We start from the raw sequence: 16,533 nt of genomic DNA on the forward strand, positions 1-16,533 counted from the left end.
TTCTGGAGTATGGCTGAACAGCTGTCGAATGCCTTATTCCAAAAGGGCGCAAGGTGAAGAGAATTTAATCCGGGCCGCAAGGCGGCCCCAAGTCATATGACTACGCACTCGCCCTCGGCCGCCTTGCCCAGGCGTGCGCTGAACGGGGCGCTGATGGTGCAGCGCAACCCTTCAACGTGGTAGGCAAATTCCGCCTTCCCATCGAACGCATTGCGCAAGCTGCCGTGAATCATCAGCGAACCATACCCTTTGCGCTGGGGAGGGCTGACCGGCGGACCATTCTGTTCCTGCCATGCGAACCTGAATTGGCAGCCTTCTTCGGCATGGTCTTCCAGGTGCCAGCGTATAGTCGCCGCGCCCCCAGGCTGGGAAAATGCCCCGTATTTGGCGGCGTTGGTTGCCAGTTCGTGCAGAACCAACGCCAATGCGGAGGCAGCCTCGGGCGCCAGGATGATGTCAGGGCCCGAGTAGCAGCCTGCCGTCTCTGCCATATACGGGGCCAGGGTTTCAGCCAGCAACTCAGTGAGGCGCGATGATTTGTCGGCCAACGCCAACGCGTGCGCTTTCTGCATCATCAACAGGCGGTTGTCCAGCGTTCTACGAAACTGCGGGAACTCCGGGTAGTGCCTCGCTGTGAGCACCGCGACCGCACCGATGGTGCTGAACAGGTTTCTCATGCGGTGATCGAGTTCCGCGATGAGTATCTGGTTAGCCTCCTGGGTGCGGCTGTAGGCACACAGTTGCGCACACAGCCGTGAAGCGCAGGTGATGGCGTGGCGCTGCTCGGGATTGAGTGGCCTCTGCGGGTCGTAGATGACGGCCAGCGTACCCTGCACATCGCCCTCTTTGCTCAAGGCAGGGAATGAAGCCAGCGCCAGCAAGCGGTGCTGGTGAAACAGGCTTTTCCATTCGGAAGAAAAACGCGCATCGGTGGCGACCTCAGGTACCTCTATGACCTTGCCACTTAAAATCGCCAGGCCGCAGGAGCCGCGTTTGCCGGTAATCGGGTTGCCTACCAATTGTTTGCTGAAGTCGGCCGGCAGGCTTGGGAAGAGCGAGTACCGAAAGGTTTTACCCGGCTTGTCGAGGATGTTGACGCCCACATGGCTGCCGGGAATGCCCGCAGCCAGGGCAACGACCAAGGCTTCGAGCAGCGGCAGAATCGAACCGCCCCTGGCCATGACATCCACGGCTCTATCACGAAAATCATCGACCAATGCGGTCATATGCAGGAAGCCTCGTCCGGAAAGACCAACGCTGTTCGTCAGCAGGCGGACGAATGCTCAGCCTTGGAAGGTTACCGCTTTTTGGTACTGGCTGCAGTAGCGATGAAAACGGCGTGAACCGAACCGCAAAAAAAGAGCCCGCACGAAGGCGGGCAACAAGGGAGGGAGCAACGCATCAAATGGGGTGTCATGCCAGCAACATGCCGGGTTGCAACTGTTCGGCCAGCGCTTTGGCCGATGCCAGGCTACGCAACGGGCCACTCACCGCTTCGCCGTTGCGCATCAGGTACCAGCAGGCCAACAGGCCCTGCTCCCGCAGCGGGGTAGGCACTGCGCTGCCGACAACGGACATGATCTGGATAGTGGCCATGGGTGCCTCCTGTGGAACATGGCTCTACCTTAGCCAGCAGCGCGTGGCATGAGAAATCAACGTGCTCAATAGTCGTTATCAGTTCTTTCAACCTTACCAACGGGGTGGGCCGTAATAGACCGGTGGCGGGCCATAGTAGGCGCGGTAGCCCGGCGGCGGCGGTGGCGGGGCGGGCGCGTAGTAAGGCTGGTAGTACACCGGCTGGGGCGGTGGCTGTACGTAAACCGGTGGCGGCGCGTAGTACACGGGCGGGCGTTCGACGTAAACGGTGCGGTCATGGCCGCCGTAGGCCGTGGCGCCGATCACTGCACCGACCACAGCGGCACCCAGCAGGGGCCCGGGCCCGGCCCAACCGCGACCATGGGCAGCAGCGGGCCCGCTGATGGCCAAGGCGCCGGCCAGCAGTGCGATTGCGGCAATATTACGGTTCATGGAGCAACCTCATGGAAAACCCCGAGTCGGGGCCTGCTTACTATGACTCGGCACTCGGTCAGCTGTGTATGGGGGAAGGGTAAAGGTTGTGTAAGGGGCGACAAATGGAGCGCTCTGGTACGCTGCTCAATCGTTTTACTCATGACCGAGGAGCACCCATGTCCACTCCCCCAAGCAGGGATACTGTACTGTGCATTTCCCTGGCAGGCCGCCCTGGCACCTTTGGTGTGCGCTTTCATAATCACCTGTATCAACAGCTCGGCCTGGACTTCTACTACAAGGCCATGCGCACCGATGACCTGCCAGCTGCGGTGGCGGGTATCCGCGCACTGGGCATTCGCGGGTGTGGGGTCTCCATGCCCTACAAAGAAGCCTGCATGGCGCTCGTGGATGAGATCGACCCTTCCGCAGCCGCCATCGAGTCGGTCAACACGCTGGTGAATACCGACGGCCACCTGAAGGCCTACAATACCGATTACATGGCCGTGCGCCAGTTGCTAAGCCAGCATCAGGTCGACCCTTGTACCGCGTTTGCGTTGCGCGGCAGCGGCGGCATGGCCAAGGCGGTGGCCAGCGCCCTGCGCGATGCAGGCTTTAGCGAAGGCATCATCGTCGCCCGTAACGAGCAGGCAGGCCGCCAGTTGGCGGATGTTTGCGGCTATCGCTGGCTACCCGAACTGGGCGACCTGTGCCCACCGATGCTGGTGAACGTTACACCGGTGGGCATGGCCGGCGGCCCGGAGGCCCATCAGCTGGCATTCAGCGAAAACGCCATCGCCGCGGCCGAGCGGGTCTTCGATGTGGTCGCCATGCCTGCGCAAACGCCACTCATCAGCCGCGCCCAAGCGTTGGGCAAGCCGGTCATCACCGGCCTGGAGGTGATCGCCTTGCAGGCGCTGGAGCAGTTTGTGCTGTACACCGGTGTAAGGCCCACGCACAGCCAGGTGCAGGCAGCTGTGGCCTACGCCAGGGACGCCTGATGCCCGATCACGATGCCTCAGAACACCTGCTGCCCATCGTCCAGCTGGCGATCGACCAGTGCGCGACCGTGGGCCAGCGATACGTGCTGGGCATTGCCAAGGTCGGAGAAAAACTGCATCGGCATCGACAGGCGTCTGCTCATGTGCCCATCAGGGGCAGTAATCAGGCAGCCGGCGCTATAGGGCAGGGGCGAGTCGGGGTGGGGCATCACACTGGCGGTGATGATGTGCTGGCGGTATTCACAGTGCAGGGATTGCATGGTCAGTACCTCGCTGTGGCAGGTGAAGCCTTCACTCCATATACCACAGCGGGCTGCCTGGGAAATTCGGCCCGACGAGCGAGCCTGGCAGGGCCTCAGCCCTTGAGGTCGGTGGGCTGGATCACTTCAACCCAGTAGCCATCAGGGTCCTTGATGAAGGCCAGGTGGTTCATGCGGCCATCCTGCAGGCGCTTCTGGAACGGTACGCCCAGGGCTTCGAAGCGTGCGCAGGCGACACGGACATCCGGTACCGAGACACAGATATGACCGAAACCACGTGGGTCGGTATTGCCATCGTGATAGGCAAAGCCAGCATCGCTTTCAGTGCCGTGGTTGTGAGTAAGCTCGAGTACACCCGGGATCGATTTCATCCACTGGTGGCGTGCGTGGTCATCCTCGGGAATGTGCTGTGGATCGACCAGGGCGAGGAAATACAGGCTGAATTCGGCCTCGGGGAAATCGCGCTTGTCCACCAGGCGGAAGCCCAGTACACGGGTGTAGAAGTCCAGCGATTTCTGGATGTCCTTGACCCGCAGCATGGTGTGGTTGAACACGAACTGGGCGGTGGCAGTATCGGGTTGGGCGGTCACGCCCGGCAGGGTTTGCAGATCGTGCAGGCTCATGTTTACTCCTGAGACGGGCCGGGAGTGGTACCCCGGCAAAACGGACAGGCTGCCCATGATACGGCAGTGAATCGATTGCGCAAATAAAACGCCCTGCACGGGGCAGGGCGTTGGAATTAGAGGCCCGCGTGTGCGGGCGCTTGATGGGGTCGCTAATCCTTTAGCTGTGTTGATGATGCCCCCGGCGGTGTGAAAAATGTGTGAAGCAGGTGTTCATGTTTCATCATCATTTGTCAAAACCACCTGAGCATCGCACGCTATGCTCGCGCCTACGAATCCGCGAATCAAACACTCTGGAAGGCACACGTGTGAAAGAAGTCTTGCTCATCGGCATCGGCCCGGGCGACCCCGCCCAGGTCACCTACCAGGCAGTCACCGCCCTGCGCCGCGCCAGCGTGTTCTTCATCATGGACAAGGGCCCTGACAAGCAAGACCTGTTGCATCTGCGCAAACGTATCCTCGAACGCTACCGCCCGGAGGGCGGCTACCGCCTGGTACAAATGCCCGACCCTACACGGGAAGGCAACCCAGCCGACTACGTGGGGGCCGTGCGTGATTGGCACCGCGAGCGCGCCACCGTCTATGCCACGTTGATCGAGCAACACATCGCTGCGGGCGAGTGCGGCGCCTTCCTGTTATGGGGCGAGCCAACCCTGTACGACAGCACGCTGCGTATTTTAACGCGGGTGCGCGAGCAGGGCGTGGAGCTGCAGGTGCACGTCATCCCTGGTATCAGCAGCGTGCAAGTGCTGGCAGCCCGTCATCAGATAACCCTCAACCGCATCGGCGAGCCTCTGGTGATACTGCCCGGGCGGCAATTGGCGGGGGTCGATCGAATTGACAACGTGGTAGTCATGCTCGATGGCCAGTGCGCATTCGCCACCCTGAATGACCCGGCCCTTACCATCTACTGGGGCGCTTACCTGGGCACCGAGGACGAATTGCTGGTCGCCGGCCCTCTGGAGGCCGTCAAAGCGCGCATCCTTGAACTGCGGGCCGGCGCGCGGCTTCGCAAAGGCTGGATCATGGACACGTACCTGTTGCGACGCGAAACAGCGGGCGAAACCTGTTAACCCTCGTCCCCTGCACCTGGGCCCACGATCGCGGCCACCTTGTCCCGGAGCTGATCGATGCTGAACGGCTTGCTGATCCGGTGCATGCCCTCGGGCAGGTCGAAGCTGTCGGCATAGCCACTGGCGAACATGATGTTAAGCACCGGGCGCAAGCCCCGTGCACGGGCTGCCAACTCTTCACCCCGAATGTCTGGCAAACCCACATCGGTTATCATCAGGTCCAGGTGCTGGTTAGCGTCCTCGAGTACTCGCAGGGCAGACGTTGCGTCTTCTGCTTCGATGATCTCGTAGCCGAGTTCTTCGAGCACATCGACCATGAGCATGCGTACGATGTCGTCGTCTTCGACTACCAGAAGGGGCATGGTTGAGATCCTGTCATTAATAGTGTCTCTAGTCTGTACGCTGAAAGGCCCCAGAAGTTCCCGAGGATACCTTTCTCATCAATTAGATGGAACGATTGGCGCAGGCATCTTTCAAATACTGGCTAAATGCCCCGCCCTGACCGACCAGGCAGGTTTTGCTTCACGCATGCGGTGGCTCACAATAACGAATGATCGGCCATGGCCTACATGGACGTTAATTGCTCGGGCGTTATCATATGATTCAAGCAGCCTCGATGGACCAACGCAGCTTTCGCAGGCTGCTGAGCCGCAATATTGGCCTGCCTCTGGGCCTGGGCCTGCTGGGGGCCGTGGCGTTCGTTGCCGTGATCAACTATTTGCTCTCGGCCATGCAGTGGGTGGAGCACACCGACCGGGTAATCAGCGACGCCAACGAGACACTGAAACTGTCCATCGACATGGAAACCGGCATGCGCGGGTTTCTGATCAGTGGTGATGAGCGTTTCCTGGACCCGTACGAAGTGGCCAAGCCGCGTATCTTCAACAGCCTGCAGGGTCTGCGCGGGTTGGTGGAAGACAACCCGCTTCAAGTCGCCCGGATTGATCGGCTGATCGCACTGCAGCGGGCCTGGAACGATTTTGGCGCTGAAATGATCAGCCTGCGGCGCGGCGACGGTGACTACCGCGATATGATCGGCAAAGGCCGCGGCAAGCGCCTGACCGATGAAATCCGCCGGGAGTTCGAGGACTTGATCGGTGCAGAACAGCAACTGCGCCTGACGCGTAACGAGTCGGTCAGCACCATTACCGTTACCTCCATTGCCGCCTTCATTATCTTGCTTGTCGGGCTCAGCGCGCTGCTCGCCTACCTCGGCCGCCGCGACCTGATTGCGCTTTCCAGCAATTACGACCAGAACCTGCGGGCGCAGCAACGTGCCGCTGAACGGCTGGAACATCAGGCGTGGCTGCGCAACGGCCAGACGCAACTGGCTCAGCAGGTGCTTGGGCAACTGACACTGCCCATGCTGGGTGACAACATCCTGCGCTTTTTCGCCTCCTATCTGGGCAGCGTGGTAGGCGCGGTTTATGTGCGCGACGAGCACGGCAACCTGGTGCGTGTCGCCAGTTATGGCCTGGGCGCCGAAGAGCAGGCGCGTGAGCAGCGCCTGGGCGACCATCACGGGTTGCTGGCGCAGGCGGTGCGCGAAGAGCGCATCATCCGCCTGGACGATCTGCCCCAGGATTACTACCGGCTCGCTTCCGGGTTGGGCAGTGGCCTGCCGCGCAGTGGCCTGATTGTGCCTGCGACCGAGGACGGCCTGGTCAACGGTGTCATCGAGCTAGGGTTGTTGCGACCGCTCCAGGACCGTGATGCCGAGATGCTCGAGCGCGTGGCTGGCAACCTGGGCATGTCCATCGAAACCGCCCGCTACCGCCAGCGCCTGCAGGAAGTATTGGCCGAAACCCAACAGCTCAACGAAGAACTGCAAGTGCAGCAGGAAGAGCTGAAAACGGCCAACGAAGAACTCGAAGAACAGTCGCGCGTGCTCAAGGAATCCCAGGCCTACCTGGAAACCCAGCAAGCGGAACTTGAACAGACCAACGAGCAGTTGTCCGATCGCACTGACGCCCTGGACCTCAAGAACGAGGAACTCAGCCGTGCCCAGGCCGAGTTGCAGGCCCGCGCCGACGAGTTGCAGCGCTCAAGCAAATACAAGTCCGAGTTCCTGGCCAACATGTCCCACGAACTGCGCACGCCGCTCAACAGTTCGCTGATTCTGGCCAAACTGCTGGCAGAGAACGGTGAAGGCAACCTCAGCCAGGAGCAGGTCAAGTTCGCCGAGTCCATCTATTCGGCGGGCAATGACCTGCTCAACCTGATCAACGACATTCTCGACATCGCCAAGGTCGAGGCCGGCAAGCTCGAAGTGCGTCCTGAAACCACCCACGTCGAGCGCCTGGTCGAAGGCCTGCGCAACATGTTCAGGCCGCTGGCCGGTCAGAAAGGCCTGGCCTTCGAGGTCACCGCCGACGCCCAGGTCCCGGCCACTCTGTTCACGGACCGCCAGCGCCTGGAGCAGATCCTGAAGAACCTGCTGTCCAACGCCATCAAGTTCACCGAGCGCGGGCAGGTCAGCCTGAACATCGGCTACGCGCCTGGTACGGGCATCACGTTCACCGTGCGCGATACCGGTATAGGCATCGCCGGCGACCAGCAGCAGGCGATTTTCGGCGCATTCCACCAGGTGGATGGCACCAGCAACCGCCGCTACGGCGGCACGGGCCTGGGGCTGTCGATTTCCCGTGACCTTGCCCGCCTGCTGGGTGGGCAGATCACCGTCGACAGCACGCCCGGCGAGGGCAGTGTGTTCAGCCTGACGCTGCCGGAGCATCATGAGGCCGTTGCGCAGCAGTTCCAGCCCCTGAACCTGCGCCCGGCAGCAGAGCCAGTACCCCTGGCACCCGTGCCATCCGCCCTCGCGCCCAAGGCGCCGCCGCTGGCCTTCACCGATGACCGCGAGCGTGCGCCGTTCACCAACCGCTGCATCCTGGTGATCGAAGATGAGCCGAATTTCGCGCGCATCCTGTTCGACCTGGCTCATGAACTGGGCTACAGCTGCCTGGTGGCCCATGGCGCCGACGAAGGCTTCGAGCTGGCCGCACGGTTCATCCCCGACGCCATCCTGCTGGACATGCGCCTGCCGGACCACTCTGGGCTCACAGTGCTGCAGCGCCTCAAGGAACAGGCCAATACCCGGCACATCCCGGTACACATCATTTCAGTGGAGGACCGCGTAGAGGCGGCCATGCACATGGGCGCGGTGGGCTATGCGGTCAAACCCACCAGCCGTGAGGAACTCAAGGACGTGTTCGCCCGGCTGGAGGCCAAGCTCACCCAGAAGCTCAAGCACATCCTGCTGGTGGAGGACGACGACCTGCAGCGCGAAAGCATCGCGCGCCTGATTGGCGACGACGATGTCGAGATCACTGCAGTGGGCATGGCGCAGGAGGCGCTGGCACTGCTGCGCGAGAACATCTACGACTGCATGATCATCGACCTCAAGCTGCCCGACATGTTGGGCAACGAACTGCTCAAGCGCATGACGGCAGAAGACATCCGCTCGTTCCCGCCGGTCATCGTTTACACCGGCCGCAACCTCACCCGCGAGGAAGAGGCCGACCTGCTCAAGTACTCGCGCTCGATCATCATCAAGGGCGCACGCTCGCCGGAGCGCCTGCTCGACGAGGTGACGCTGTTCCTGCACAAGGTCGAATCGCAGCTCTCCCATGAGCGCCAGCGCATGCTCAAGACCGCGCGCAGCCGCGACAAGGTGTTCGAAGGCCGCAAGATCCTGCTGGTGGACGACGATGTGCGCAACATCTTCGCCCTGACCAGCGCCCTGGAGCACAAGGGTGCCATCGTCGAGATTGGCCGCAACGGGCGTGAAGCCATCGAGCGCCTGGAGCAGCATGAAGACATCGACCTGGTGCTGATGGATGTGATGATGCCGGAAATGGATGGCTTCGAGGCCACCCGGTTGATCCGCCAGCAACCGCGCTGGCGCAAGCTGCCGATCATCGCCGTGACCGCCAAGGCCATGAAGGATGACCAGCACCGCTGCCTGCAGGCAGGTGCCAACGACTACCTGGCCAAACCCATCGACCTGGACCGCCTGTTCTCGTTGATCCGCGTATGGCTACCGCAACTGGAGCGAATTTGAGTAGCGAACGTAACACCGACATTGAAATCCGTTTGCTGATCGAGGCGATCTACCTCAAGTACAGCTACGATTTTCGCAATTATTCCGGTGCTTCGATCAAGCGCAGGATCCTGCATGCCTTGCGCCAGTTCGACTGCCATACCGTCTCGGCCCTGCAGGAGCGTGTGCTGCACGACCCGAGCATGTTCATGCAGTTGCTGCAGTACCTGACGATCCCGGTCAGCGAGATGTTCCGAGACCCCGGCCACTTCCTGGCCTTGCGCCAGGAGGTGGTGCCGTTGCTGCACACCTGGCCATCGATCAAGGTGTGGATCGCGGGCTGTAGCACCGGTGAAGAGGTGTATTCCATGGCCATCCTGCTGCGCGAGGAGGGCCTGCTGGAGCGCACCATCATCTATGCCACCGACATCAACCCTCATTCGTTGGAAAAAGCCAAGCAAGGCATCTATTCCATGCAGAGCATGCGTGAATATGCCGAGAACTACCGACTGGCGGGTGGGCGCCGGGACTTCGCCGAGTACTACACGGCAGCCTACGGCAACGCGATCATGGACAGCACCTTGCGCGAGCAGGTGACCTTTGCCGATCACAGCCTGGCCACCGACAGTGTGTTTTCCGAAACCCAGCTGGTCTCTTGCCGCAATGTGCTGATCTATTTCGACAAGGCATTGCAGGACCGCGCCCTGGGCCTGTTCCATGAATCGTTGTGCCACCGCGGCTTTCTGGTGCTGGGCAGCAAGGAGTCGATCGACTTTTCTGCCTACGGCCAGCGCTTCGAGCCCTGGGTTCGGCCCGAGCGGATTTACCGCAAACTATGAAGGGTATCCGTGCTGTGGTAATTGGCGCCTCGGCAGGCGGCGTGACAGCGCTGTTCAAGGTGCTGGGCGGGCTGCCGGCCGACATGGCAGTGTCGGTCCTGTGCCTGCTGCACTTGCCGCACAACCGCGAAAGCCACCTGGCCGATGTGTTACAACGCCGTCTTGGCCGGCCGGTGTGCGAAGCGCGTGACAAGCAGCCTGTGCAGCCGGGGGCGATCTACGTGGCCGGCCCTGGCTACCACCTGTCGGTAGAGCGTGACCAGACCCTGTCGCTGAGCCAGGAGCCCCCGCGGCATTTTTCCAGGCCTTCCATCGACTACCTTTTCATGTCGGCAGCGGACGCCTTTGGCGAAAGCCTGCTGGGTATACTGCTCACCGGTGCCAATGAAGACGGCGCCGAAGGGCTGGCCTACATCAAGAACAGCGGCGGCCGGACCATTGTCCAGGACCCCCGCGACGCACAGGTTGCGCTGATGCCGGAGGCCGCCCTGGCCCTGCACAGGCCTGACCATATTCTTCCTCTGAGCGGCATCGAGCAGTTGCTCGCAACCCTGGAACCCAGCGCATGCTAAGCCACACCATCGCCAAATTGCTGATCGTCGATGATTTGCCGGAGAACCTGCTGGCCCTCGACGCCCTGATCCAGGGCGAGGACCGTGAGGTGCACCAGGCACAGTCCGCCGAAGCCGCATTGTCGCTGTTGCTCGAGCACGAGTTCGCCTTGGCGATCCTGGATGTGCAGATGCCCGGCATGAATGGGTTCGAGCTGGCTGAACTGATGCGTGGCACAGAGAAAACCCGCAACATTCCGATCGTGTTCGTGACCGCAGCCGGGCGCGAGATGGACTATGCCTTCAAGGGCTATGAAAGCGGGGCAGTGGATTTTCTCTACAAGCCGCTGGATACCTTCGCGGTGAAGAGCAAGGTCTCGGTGTTCGTCGATCTTTACCGCCAGCGCAAGGTGCTGGACCGGCAGTTGCAGGCGCTGGAGCGCAGCCGTCAGGAGCAGGAACAGCTGCTCGGCCAGTTGCAGGCTGCGCGTGGGGAGCTTGAGCGTGCCGTGCGCATGCGTGACGACTTCATGTCGATCGTGTCCCACGAAGTACGCACCCCGCTCAATGGCCTGATTCTGGAAACTCAACTGCGCAAGCTGCACCTGGCGCGCGGCAACCTCGATGCCTTCAGCCGCGACAAGCTCCAGGCCATGGTCGAGCGCGATGAACGGCAGATCAACAGCCTGATCCGCCTGATTGAAGACATGCTCGACGTTTCGCGCATCCGCACCGGCAAACTGTCCCTGCGCCCGAAGGCATTCGACCTGTGCCAGCTGGTGCGTGGCCTGGCGGAAAACTTCGCTGCCCAGGCCGCTGCGCTGGACACGCGTATCGAGTTGCAGTGCCCAGCGCATATGCACGGTGAGTGGGATGAATTTCGGATTGAGCAAGTACTGGCCAACCTGTTGTCCAATGCTTTGCGTTATGGCGAACGCAAACCTGTGCAGGTTCGCGTGTTCCAGGAGGACGACATGGCGTGCGTTCAGGTTCAGGACCACGGCATCGGTATTGGTGCCGCCAACCAGCGGCGCATCTTCCAGCAGTTCGAGCGGGTGGCGACGCAGCAGGCCACAGGCGGGCTGGGGTTGGGGTTGTACATTTCCGACCAGATCGTACAGGCCCATGGCGGGCGTATAGTGGTGGAAAGCGAGGAGGGCGAAGGTGCCACCTTCACCCTGCAATTACCGCTCGGTGAGCGAGAACAACAAAACGATCAGGTGCGGGCAACCTCTGCTTGAGCCTGGGGTCTGATGGCCAACTGCAAGAATTTCAAGGTTTCGATATGAGTGAAGATGCGCAAGATGTGGTGCTGGTGGTGGAAGACGAGCCGGCAATCCGCATGATTCTGCGGGACTACCTGGCCGGTGAGGGCTACCACGTGCTGGTGGCGGAAGACGGCGAGCAGGCGTTCGCCATTTTGGCGAGCAAGCCGCACCTCGACTTGATGGTGACCGACTTCCGCTTGCCTGGCGGCATTTCCGGTGTAGACATCGCCGAGCCCGCGGTAAAGTTGCGCCCGGACCTGAAGGTGATCTTCATCAGTGGCTACCCGGCGGAAATCCTTGAGTCTGGCAGCCCTATCGCGCGCAAGGCGCCGATTCTGGCCAAGCCATTCGACCTGAACACGTTGCGCGATCAGATCCAGAACCAGCTGTGCTGATGCAGGGCGGGTGTAACGTTGCCGACCGTGGGGCGCCTAAGCCAAGGCCCGCTCCAGCCCGCCCAGCACAATGCGTTCCATGAGGGCCAGGCCCTCGCGCTCGGGCAATGCCTGGAGCATGCCCGGCAACTGATTCAGCAACGTTGCCAGCACCTGCGCGGTGGCCAACAACGCCTCCTTGTGCAGCCTGGCCTGCGGTGCAATCAGCCGCAACAACTCCGCCTGATACCGTGAACGCAAAGCCGCCAGCTGTGCCTGCTGCGCCTCGTTGAGGCAGCACAGGTCACGCTCTGCCAGGCGGAACTGCAAGGGCCGCTCGGCATGCAATTGCCAGTGCGCCGCAACCAGGCAACTCAGCGCCGATGCCCCACGTGCCATCGCCTGGCGGCTTTGGCCGAGGGTGGCATGCAGCTCTTCGTACAGCTCCTCGATCAGGTCGAACAGCAGGTCCTGCTTGCTGGGGAAGTGGTGGTACAACGAGCCGGCGCTCAGCCCGATGTGGGCGGCCAGTTCGCGCATGCTGACCTGGCCGAAGCCTTTTTCTGCGAACAGCGCCATGGCCCGGTCGCGTCGCTCTTCAAAATTGGCACAGCGCAGCGCGGCATCGAGTGGGGGCATGGCGCATCGCCTCAGTAGGTGAAGAAGCCGCGGCCGCTCTTGCGCCCGAGCCAGCCCGCCGCAACCATTTCCCTTAGCAGCGGGGCAGGTCGGTACTTGCTGTCGTTGAAGCCCTCGTGGAAGGCCTCCATGATCGCCAGCAAGGTGTCCAGGCCGATCAGGTCAGCGAGTGCCAACGGGCCGATGGGTTGATTACAGCCCAGGCACATGCCCGTATCGATGTCTTCAGCACTGGCCAGGCCTTCCTGGCGCACGAAGATGGCTTCATTGATCATCGGTACCAGAATACGGTTGACCACGAAGCCTGGGCGATTACCGGCACTGATCGGGCGCTTGCCGAGCTTTTCGGTCAACACCAGCGCCTGGGCGTAGGTGCCGTCGCTGGTCTGCAACCCGCGGATGATCTCGACCAGCGCCATCATGGGCACGGGGTTGAAGAAGTGCACCCCGATAAAGCGCTCCGGGTGCTCGATACTGGCGGCCAGCTGCGTCACTGAAAGCGACGAGGTGTTGGTGGCGATCACGCAGTCAGTGGCAACGTTGGCCGCCACTTGCTGGAGGATGCGCTGCTTGAGCTGCAGGTTTTCGGTAGCAGCCTCGATGACCAGCTGCGCAGTGCCAAGCCCGGCATAGTCGGTGGTGGTGCGGATACGGGCGCTGGCGGCGGCTGCCTGCTCGGCGGTGAGCGTGCCTTTGCTCACCTGGCGCTGCATGTTCTTGTTCAAGGTGGCGACACCGCGCTCCAGCGCCGCGTCAGCAACATCCACCAGCAAAACCGGGTAACCCGCTATGGCACAGACCTGGGCGATCCCGTTGCCCATGGTGCCGGCGCCGATCACTGCGATGTGTTCGATGTTCATGGGGCAGCACTGTTCAGACGCGTTCGAAGACGACGGCGATGCCTTGGCCGCCGCCGATGCACATGGTGGCCAGGGCGTAACGCCCCTGGATGCGTTGCAGTTCGTGGATGGCCTTGGTGGCGATGATTGCCCCGGTCGCGCCCACGGGGTGGCCCAGGGAAATGCCCGAGCCATTGGGGTTGACCTTGTCCGGGTCCAGGCCCAGCTCACGGGCTACGGCGCAGGCCTGGGCAGCAAAGGCCTCGTTGGATTCGATCACATCCAGGTCTTGCACCTTGAGCCCCGTGCGCGCCAGCACGTTGCGGGTGGCCGGGATCGGCCCCAGCCCCATCAGCGCCGGCTCGACACCCGCGTGGGCATAGCCCACCACACGCGCCAACGGCTTGAGGCCCAGGCGCTTGACCGCATCGCCGCTGGCCAGCACCAGGCCGGCAGCGCCGTCGTTGATGCCGCTGGCGTTGCCCGCAGTGACCGAACCGTCTGGCTTGAACACGGGTTTCATGCCCGCCAGTTGTTCAGCTGTGACATCCCCGCGTACGTGCTCGTCAACGCTGAACTGCACCGTGCCTTTACGCGTTTTCAGCTCCAGCGGCACGATCTGGCCTGCAAAACGGCCCTCGGCGATGGCCCGGGCTGCGCGCTGCTGGCTGACCAGGGCGAGTTCATCTTGCATCTGCCGGGTGATGCCGCACTGGGTGGCGACGTTCTCGGCGGTAATACCCATGTGGAAGTGCTGGAACGGGTCCTGCAGTACCCCGACGGTGTAGTCGATGCCTTTCAGGTCCCCCATGCGCGCGCCCCAACGGGCCTGTGGCAACAGGTAGGGGCCGCGGCTCATGGACTCGGCGCCAGCGGCCACGGCCACCTCGGCATCGCCCAACAGCAGGCACTGGGATGCCGAAACAATGGCCTGCAGGCCCGAACCACACAAGCGGTTGACGTTGAACGCCGGGGTTTCCTTCGGCAAGCCGGCGTTGATGGCCGCCACCCGCGCCAGGTAGGCATCGCGCGGTTCGGTGGGGATGACCGTACCCATCACCAGATGGCCAATGTGTTCGGCTGCCACACCTGAACGCTCGATGGCGGCACGGGTAACCGTGCTGGCGAGGTCGGCCAACGGCAAGTCTTTCAGTGCGCCGCCAAAGCCACCGATGGCGGAACGGACGGCACTGACCACGTAGATTTCTTTGCTGCTCATGGGCGCTCCAGACGCTAAAGCATGGCGGGACCGGCCCAGCCTCTGCGAGAATGGCCGGTGACCCGGGAGTGGGTCCGAGTCTAGGCAAAGGCACCGCTGCAGCCTATGCCGGAACTGTTCAGAACCCTTGGCGTTTTTTGCCACTCAGCATAGACAGCGAACATCACCATGCGCGATAGCGATTCGGTCGCCGTGTACTTCCTCAGCCCCATGCTGCACGCACTGCGCAACGACCCCACCGTGCGCGACTCATACCTGCGGGCGGCGGGCATCGACCCGCACGTGCTGCAGCAGCCGCAGGGGCGTGTGCCGGCCAAGGCAGTTGCCAGGCTGTGGCTCGCCCTGATCCAGCACCTGGACGACGAGTTCTTCTGCCTGGACAGCCATGGCATGCCGTTGGGCAGCTTTGCCCTGATCTGCCGGGGAGTGATCCTGGAGCCAAACCTGGAAAAAGCCCTGCGCCAGTGCCTGGCAGGGTTCGGCCTATTCCTGCGTGACCTGCGCGGCAGCCTGAGCGTGCGCGGTGGCAGGGCCCTGCTGAGCGTGCAATCGAGCATCCCGGACCCTCTGACCCGTGTTTATGCCGAAGAAACCTACCTGGTACTGATGATTGGCATGCTTTGCTGGCTGGCCGGGCGGCGCATTGCCATTGATCGCACCGAACTGGCCGTCGGGCGCCCGGCTCAGGAGGACGACCTGCTGTTGTGGGGGCCGGACCTGCGGCTGGGCAGCGGGCGCACCGAAGTGGAGTTCGACAGTGGGTACCTGCAGTTGCCCGTGGTGCAGAACGTGGCTGCCCTTAAAACCTTTTTGCGCAGCGCACCTCAGGGCCTGGTGATCCGCTTTCGCAACCATGATGGCTTGGTCGCCAAGGTTTACCGCCATCTGCGTGCCCGGCGCCATGGGCAGTGGCCGACCCTGGCGGTGCTGGCGCAAGAGCAAGGCATCAGCGCCAGCACGTTCCGCCGTCAGTTGGAGCGTGAGGGCCGTTCGTACCAGCAGATCAAGGACGAAGTGCGCCGCGCCAGGGCCTTTGAGCATTTGCGCGAGGGCGTGCTGAGCATCGCCGAGATTGCCGAACAGGCCGGCTTCCAGGAGCCCAGCGCGTTCCACCGCGCTTTCAAGAAGTGGACTGGGCAGAGCCCGGGCAGCTACCGGGCGCTGCTGGCCCAGCACTGAAGCACTGGGTGGGCGGTCAGGCGGGTACCATTGCAAAGCCTACGCCAAACCTGTTCCAGGCATTGATGGTGGCAATGGCCAAAGTCAGGTTGACCACTTCGCCAGGCTCGAAATGGTCGTGCAGGGCTTCGTATTCGGCCTGCGGTGCACCGCGCTCCGGGAGCCGCGTCAGGCTTTCCACCCAGGCCAGGGCGGCCCGCTCACGCGGCGTGAAGTAGGCGGTTTCCTGCCACACGCACAAGGTTTGCAGGCGCGCCTCGGTTTCGCCCGCCTGGCGCGCGTCGTTGGCATGCAGGTTGACGCAGTAGGCGCAGCCATTGATCTGCGAGGCGCGCAGGCGGACCAGTTCCAGCAGGTCGCTTTCCAGGCCACTACTGGCCAGGGCCTGCTCCAGGCCAAGCATGGCTTTACGGGCTTCGGGCGCGTGCCTGGCCCATTCGATTCGGTTGTGCACGGTAGGCCTCCTGAGGCTGTGGAAGGGGCCTACACTAACGCCCCTCTACACGGCCCACGATAGCCAATCCCGACAATAACCCGGAGGCCAATTCACCACCGCTCTGTAGCAAAAAGCCATCCTGTGGGAGCGGGTTTACCCGCGAAGCAAGCACCGCGGTGTGTG

The 16,533-nt window shown here is 62.4% G+C and carries 18 protein-coding genes; 8 read left to right on the forward strand and 10 right to left on the reverse strand.

Translation table 11 applies throughout. The features are described from left to right. Positions 1 to 92 precede the first annotated feature (92 nt). The 3 genes from APH25_RS04825 to APH25_RS04835 form a co-directional block, all read right to left on the reverse strand. The gene (locus tag APH25_RS04825) at positions 93 to 1,226 is read right to left on the reverse strand and encodes an HWE histidine kinase domain-containing protein (RefSeq protein WP_060481242.1); all 1,134 of its coding nucleotides are present in this window, start codon (positions 1,224 to 1,226) and stop codon (positions 93 to 95) included. A gap of 187 nt (positions 1,227 to 1,413) precedes the next feature. Then, the gene (locus tag APH25_RS04830) at positions 1,414 to 1,596 is read right to left on the reverse strand and encodes a hypothetical protein (RefSeq protein WP_060481243.1); all 183 of its coding nucleotides are present in this window, start codon (positions 1,594 to 1,596) and stop codon (positions 1,414 to 1,416) included. Between the two features lie 93 nt (positions 1,597 to 1,689). Beyond that, a complete protein-coding gene (locus APH25_RS04835; protein WP_060481244.1) occupies positions 1,690 to 2,028 on the reverse strand; it encodes a hypothetical protein in 339 nt (112 codons plus the stop codon). 158 nt (positions 2,029 to 2,186) lie between these two features. On the opposite strand from APH25_RS04835, the gene APH25_RS04840 reads away from it, so the two are divergent. Beyond that, positions 2,187 to 3,008 carry a shikimate 5-dehydrogenase gene (locus tag APH25_RS04840; RefSeq protein WP_060481245.1) on the forward strand — a complete coding sequence of 274 codons (822 nt, stop codon included), beginning with the start codon at positions 2,187 to 2,189 and terminating at the stop codon, positions 3,006 to 3,008. A gap of 17 nt (positions 3,009 to 3,025) precedes the next feature. Here the strand turns inward: APH25_RS04840 and APH25_RS04845 are convergent, their stop codons facing one another. After that, positions 3,026 to 3,268: a hypothetical protein gene (locus APH25_RS04845; protein ID WP_060481246.1), complete on the reverse strand. Its 243-nt coding sequence runs from the start codon at positions 3,266 to 3,268 to the stop codon at positions 3,026 to 3,028. 95 nt (positions 3,269 to 3,363) lie between these two features. Then, a complete protein-coding gene (gene gloA, locus APH25_RS04850) occupies positions 3,364 to 3,891 on the reverse strand; it encodes a lactoylglutathione lyase (RefSeq protein WP_028634409.1) in 528 nt (175 codons plus the stop codon). 308 nt (positions 3,892 to 4,199) lie between these two features. Here gloA and cobF point away from each other — a divergent pair, with 308 nt between their 5' ends. Beyond that, positions 4,200 to 4,964 (forward strand): precorrin-6A synthase (deacetylating), encoded by a 765-nt coding sequence (gene cobF, locus APH25_RS04855; RefSeq protein WP_060481247.1) that lies wholly within the window; start codon positions 4,200 to 4,202, stop codon positions 4,962 to 4,964. On the opposite strand, the gene APH25_RS04860 is transcribed toward cobF, so the two are convergent. Then, positions 4,961 to 5,326 carry a response regulator gene (locus tag APH25_RS04860; protein ID WP_060481248.1) on the reverse strand — a complete coding sequence of 122 codons (366 nt, stop codon included), beginning with the start codon at positions 5,324 to 5,326 and terminating at the stop codon, positions 4,961 to 4,963. The two genes, cobF and APH25_RS04860, sit on opposite strands and share 4 nt — an antisense overlap. 236 nt (positions 5,327 to 5,562) lie before the next feature. Between APH25_RS04860 and APH25_RS04865 the strand changes: the two genes are divergently transcribed. Genes APH25_RS04865 through APH25_RS04885 form a run of 5 tightly spaced genes read left to right on the forward strand, consistent with a single transcriptional unit; the run spans position 5,563 to position 12,059 of the window. Beyond that, positions 5,563 to 9,027 (forward strand): response regulator, encoded by a 3,465-nt coding sequence (locus APH25_RS04865; RefSeq protein ID WP_060481249.1) that lies wholly within the window; start codon positions 5,563 to 5,565, stop codon positions 9,025 to 9,027. Further along, positions 9,024 to 9,845 (forward strand): protein-glutamate O-methyltransferase CheR, encoded by an 822-nt coding sequence (locus tag APH25_RS04870; protein WP_028634405.1) that lies wholly within the window; start codon positions 9,024 to 9,026, stop codon positions 9,843 to 9,845. Before APH25_RS04865 ends, APH25_RS04870 begins: the two co-directional genes overlap by 4 nt. Further along, entirely contained in the window at positions 9,842 to 10,417 is a 576-nt protein-coding gene (locus APH25_RS04875) for a chemotaxis protein CheB (protein WP_060481250.1), read from the forward strand. The genes APH25_RS04870 and APH25_RS04875 overlap by 4 nt, the downstream gene beginning before the upstream one ends. After that, complete coding sequence (locus APH25_RS04880; protein WP_060481251.1) at positions 10,411 to 11,637, forward strand: hybrid sensor histidine kinase/response regulator; 1,227 nt, start codon at positions 10,411 to 10,413, stop codon at positions 11,635 to 11,637. Before APH25_RS04875 ends, APH25_RS04880 begins: the two co-directional genes overlap by 7 nt. 44 nt (positions 11,638 to 11,681) lie before the next feature. Continuing rightward, the gene (locus tag APH25_RS04885; protein WP_028634402.1) at positions 11,682 to 12,059 is read left to right on the forward strand and encodes a response regulator; all 378 of its coding nucleotides are present in this window, start codon (positions 11,682 to 11,684) and stop codon (positions 12,057 to 12,059) included. Positions 12,060 to 12,095: 36 nt separating this feature from the next. On the opposite strand, the gene APH25_RS04890 is transcribed toward APH25_RS04885, so the two are convergent. Genes APH25_RS04890 through APH25_RS04900 form a run of 3 tightly spaced genes read right to left on the reverse strand, consistent with a single transcriptional unit; the run spans position 12,096 to position 14,735 of the window. Continuing rightward, entirely contained in the window at positions 12,096 to 12,677 is a 582-nt protein-coding gene (locus tag APH25_RS04890) for a TetR/AcrR family transcriptional regulator (protein WP_060481252.1), read from the reverse strand. Between the two features lie 11 nt (positions 12,678 to 12,688). Next, on the reverse strand, positions 12,689 to 13,537 hold the full coding sequence (locus APH25_RS04895; protein ID WP_060481253.1) for a 3-hydroxybutyryl-CoA dehydrogenase: 849 nt from the start codon (positions 13,535 to 13,537) through the stop codon (positions 12,689 to 12,691). 13 nt (positions 13,538 to 13,550) lie between these two features. Next, the gene (locus APH25_RS04900; RefSeq protein WP_060481254.1) at positions 13,551 to 14,735 is read right to left on the reverse strand and encodes an acetyl-CoA C-acyltransferase family protein; all 1,185 of its coding nucleotides are present in this window, start codon (positions 14,733 to 14,735) and stop codon (positions 13,551 to 13,553) included. 168 nt (positions 14,736 to 14,903) lie between these two features. On the opposite strand from APH25_RS04900, the gene APH25_RS04905 reads away from it, so the two are divergent. Further along, on the forward strand, positions 14,904 to 15,914 hold the full coding sequence (locus APH25_RS04905; RefSeq protein WP_060481255.1) for an AraC family transcriptional regulator: 1,011 nt from the start codon (positions 14,904 to 14,906) through the stop codon (positions 15,912 to 15,914). Between the two features lie 16 nt (positions 15,915 to 15,930). Here APH25_RS04905 and APH25_RS04910 read toward each other — a convergent pair whose 3' ends face one another. Next, positions 15,931 to 16,368, reverse strand: a complete 438-nt coding sequence (locus APH25_RS04910; protein WP_028634397.1) for a carboxymuconolactone decarboxylase family protein — start codon at positions 16,366 to 16,368, stop codon at positions 15,931 to 15,933. Positions 16,369 to 16,533: the final 165 nt, after the last annotated feature.

The organism is Pseudomonas sp. NBRC 111119 (assembly GCF_001320125.1).
In the GTDB taxonomy this organism is placed as follows: domain Bacteria; phylum Pseudomonadota; class Gammaproteobacteria; order Pseudomonadales; family Pseudomonadaceae; genus Aquipseudomonas; species Aquipseudomonas parafulva.

Bases quoted from the DNA above. Each gene is read 5' to 3' on its own strand.
- APH25_RS04835 (WP_060481244.1), bottom strand. From the start codon at position 2,028: ATGAACCGTAATATTGCCGCAATCGCACTGCTGGCCGGCGCCTTGGCC.
- APH25_RS04905 (WP_060481255.1), top strand. From the start codon at position 14,904: ATGCGCGATAGCGATTCGGTCGCCGTGTACTTCCTCAGCCCCATGCTG.
- APH25_RS04895 (WP_060481253.1), bottom strand. From the start codon at position 13,537: ATGAACATCGAACACATCGCAGTGATCGGCGCCGGCACCATGGGCAAC.
- APH25_RS04845 (WP_060481246.1), bottom strand. From the start codon at position 3,268: ATGCAATCCCTGCACTGTGAATACCGCCAGCACATCATCACCGCCAGT.
- APH25_RS04875 (WP_060481250.1), top strand. From the start codon at position 9,842: ATGAAGGGTATCCGTGCTGTGGTAATTGGCGCCTCGGCAGGCGGCGTG.
- gloA (WP_028634409.1), bottom strand. From the start codon at position 3,891: ATGAGCCTGCACGATCTGCAAACCCTGCCGGGCGTGACCGCCCAACCC.
- APH25_RS04860 (WP_060481248.1), bottom strand. From the start codon at position 5,326: ATGCCCCTTCTGGTAGTCGAAGACGACGACATCGTACGCATGCTCATG.
- APH25_RS04830 (WP_060481243.1), bottom strand. From the start codon at position 1,596: ATGGCCACTATCCAGATCATGTCCGTTGTCGGCAGCGCAGTGCCTACC.
- APH25_RS04840 (WP_060481245.1), top strand. From the start codon at position 2,187: ATGTCCACTCCCCCAAGCAGGGATACTGTACTGTGCATTTCCCTGGCA.
- APH25_RS04825 (WP_060481242.1), bottom strand. From the start codon at position 1,226: ATGACCGCATTGGTCGATGATTTTCGTGATAGAGCCGTGGATGTCATG.
- APH25_RS04900 (WP_060481254.1), bottom strand. From the start codon at position 14,735: ATGAGCAGCAAAGAAATCTACGTGGTCAGTGCCGTCCGTTCCGCCATC.
- APH25_RS04885 (WP_028634402.1), top strand. From the start codon at position 11,682: ATGAGTGAAGATGCGCAAGATGTGGTGCTGGTGGTGGAAGACGAGCCG.
- APH25_RS04890 (WP_060481252.1), bottom strand. From the start codon at position 12,677: ATGCCCCCACTCGATGCCGCGCTGCGCTGTGCCAATTTTGAAGAGCGA.
- APH25_RS04880 (WP_060481251.1), top strand. From the start codon at position 10,411: ATGCTAAGCCACACCATCGCCAAATTGCTGATCGTCGATGATTTGCCG.
- APH25_RS04865 (WP_060481249.1), top strand. From the start codon at position 5,563: ATGATTCAAGCAGCCTCGATGGACCAACGCAGCTTTCGCAGGCTGCTG.